Source organism: Pseudoalteromonas sp. 19-MNA-CIBAN-0066 (genome assembly GCF_040308705.1).
GTDB classification, from domain to species: Bacteria; Pseudomonadota; Gammaproteobacteria; order Enterobacterales; family Alteromonadaceae; genus Pseudoalteromonas; species Pseudoalteromonas nigrifaciens.
Genome location: NZ_JBEONZ010000199.1, coordinates 1 through 274, shown reverse-complemented (window position 1 = coordinate 274; position 274 = coordinate 1). Strand labels below are relative to the sequence as shown.

The 274-nt window shown below is 46.0% G+C and carries 1 protein-coding gene; it reads left to right on the top strand.

Annotation, left to right across the window (positions count from 1 at the left end; translation table 11 throughout):
- On the top strand, positions 1–274 hold a 274-nt coding region (locus AAEZ18_RS18805), incomplete at both ends, for a signal recognition particle receptor subunit alpha (protein WP_352255921.1).

Genomic DNA, 274 nt, shown 5'->3' with positions numbered 1-274 from the left:
GACACACTTCGCGAAGTGCGTATGGCATTTTTAGAAGCCGATGTGGCATTGCCTGTTGTTCGCGACTTTGTAAAACAAGTTAAAGAACGCGCAGTTGGGGTTGAAGTTACAAAAAGCTTAAGCCCAGGCCAAGTATTTATAAAAATAGTGCGTGAAGAACTAGAAAAAGCAATGGGCGAGGCTAATGAAGAGCTAAGTCTAAATGCGCAACCGCCAGCCGTTGTAATGGTAGCGGGTCTACAAGGTGCGGGTAAAACCACCAGTGTAGCTAAGC